This is a genomic window from Salipiger aestuarii, from assembly GCF_003259905.1.
Taxonomy (GTDB): Bacteria; Pseudomonadota; Alphaproteobacteria; order Rhodobacterales; family Rhodobacteraceae; genus Salipiger; species Salipiger aestuarii.
The window spans coordinates 1-1,674 of the sequence record NZ_QLMG01000115.1 but is presented as its reverse complement, the minus strand read 5'-3'; the positions used below and the strand labels follow the sequence as shown (position 1 = coordinate 1,674).

At 64.9% G+C, this 1,674-nt stretch carries 1 protein-coding gene and 1 pseudogene; one reads left to right on the top strand and one right to left on the bottom strand.

What is annotated here, in order from left to right:
- Positions 1–174: 174 nt before the first annotated feature.
- Positions 175–1,166: pseudogene (locus ATI53_RS22760) on the top strand (transposase); the annotation flags it as partial.
- An 11-nt stretch (positions 1,167–1,177) separates the two neighbouring features.
- On the opposite strand, the gene ATI53_RS22755 reads toward ATI53_RS22760, so the two are convergent.
- The gene (locus tag ATI53_RS22755; RefSeq protein ID WP_240778672.1) at positions 1,178–1,552 is read right to left on the bottom strand and encodes a hypothetical protein; all 375 of its coding nucleotides are present in this window, start codon (positions 1,550–1,552) and stop codon (positions 1,178–1,180) included.
- Positions 1,553–1,674 lie beyond the last annotated feature (122 nt).

Sequence of the window (1,674 nt, the reverse complement as noted above, 5' to 3'; positions counted from 1 at the left end):
TGTTGTCGTCATCCGCCCGGGCTGCGGTCATCACCTTTGCATGTGCAAGGTTGCGGAACATGGTCTCATTGAGAAGCTCGGTCTTCTCGGTCTCGGGGAGCAAATGCACCAGGTTGTCGACCGAGCGGTTTTTCGGGAACAGCATGCGAACAGTTATTGTCTTTGGGGGCTCGCATGGCTCAGCGTTTTCTTCTTTCGGCGGCGGCGCGGACCTTGTCTCTCAAGGCGATCTTCTCCGACGGCGAAGATGCGGCCTACGGAGGGTTTGCCGGCTTGGCGGACCGATCTGCCCGGGCTGCGGCGGCGTCGATGCCTGCGATCTGTCGTCCAGGCGACCCAGGCGACCAGGCGACCAGGCGACCAGATGATCCGGCGACCAGACGACGTTTCAACGGCGCCGCGTGCCACCGGCGGTTCAGCGTGACCTCTGGAACGATCTTCGCGTCGAGGAAACGGTCTTTCGTCGATCTCCGGGGGGCGATCTGCTGATCGCAAATGCGGCAAAGGGGCTCTGCGCTGTTCAACTCCCACGCGATCTGGACGTTCGGCACAACACCGCCTTCATGCTTGTGCCCAGGCTGCTGGAGGCGATGACCGCCGCGACCCGCGGCCTCGGGCCGGAGGGAGGGGTCGATGTGGATGGCGCGGCCTTCGGAGGCCATGTCCGGCCCGCCAATCTGCGCGAACAGCGCGTCGATCGCCGCCCTCTGGCCAACCGCGGCGGAACACGTCGCGCTGGTGTCGTGCTGCGCCAGAGGGGCGGTCGGACGCTGGCAAGAACCTTCCTACGGAAGGCCCAGGGCGCCGGTTTCTCCCGTGACCGGATCGCGTCCGACACCATGGTTTCGACCGATGAGATCGCGCATCGGGACCTTCTCGAGCCTGAGTCTGACATGCGCAAAATCGGCCGTTCTGAGACCTGCAGCCGTGCCGGCGCCCATACCATACCAGCCGCGCCGAGAGCTTCTTTTTCCGGCGCAGGCGGATGATCGGCGGACAGCAGCTGAAGGTCGGCTGGCGGTATTTAGACACCTTCTCCGCACATGTGGCCTGGCTCGACGATCATCGGGGGGAGAGCAACGGTCGACGGGCGGATCGCCTGATCGGCGGTGCGCTGGCCTCACCGGTCAGCCGGTCATGGAAGGGGATATTGGCAACGGCGCGCAACGGAACCGCATCATCCGCGGGCCATGCCCATGCGCTTTTCGATCATCCGGACAAGCTTGCGGCGCCTGGCGTAACACAGGGCCTGGACGGCTTTGAAGCCCCCTGATTTCCTCGGCACCGTGTCGGATATATCCGGATCCCGCTGCGCCAGATCCCGCTGCGCCATGACCCGCCCTGCGCGCTCGCGGGTGGTCGGTTCGACGTCCACACGCAGGTGACGGACGCAAATGTCGGCGATCTCGCTCTTTCTGACGAAGCCGTGGCTCAGGATGTAACGGGCGCGCTGACTCTGCGGGACCGCGAACAGCCCGATGGTGGCGCTCACATGGGCCAGATCGCGTTTGACACTGGCGATCTGCGCTTCGCACGCCTTGATCTGGCCCAAGATCCCGGCCCGTTTCTCGGGCGGGGTGTGGATGATCAGTGGCGCCGTCATAGGCCCATTCCCCCCGGAGAACCCGGCGCCCAGCCAGATGGTACCCTGGTATTTGTTCTCTGGGACCGCGG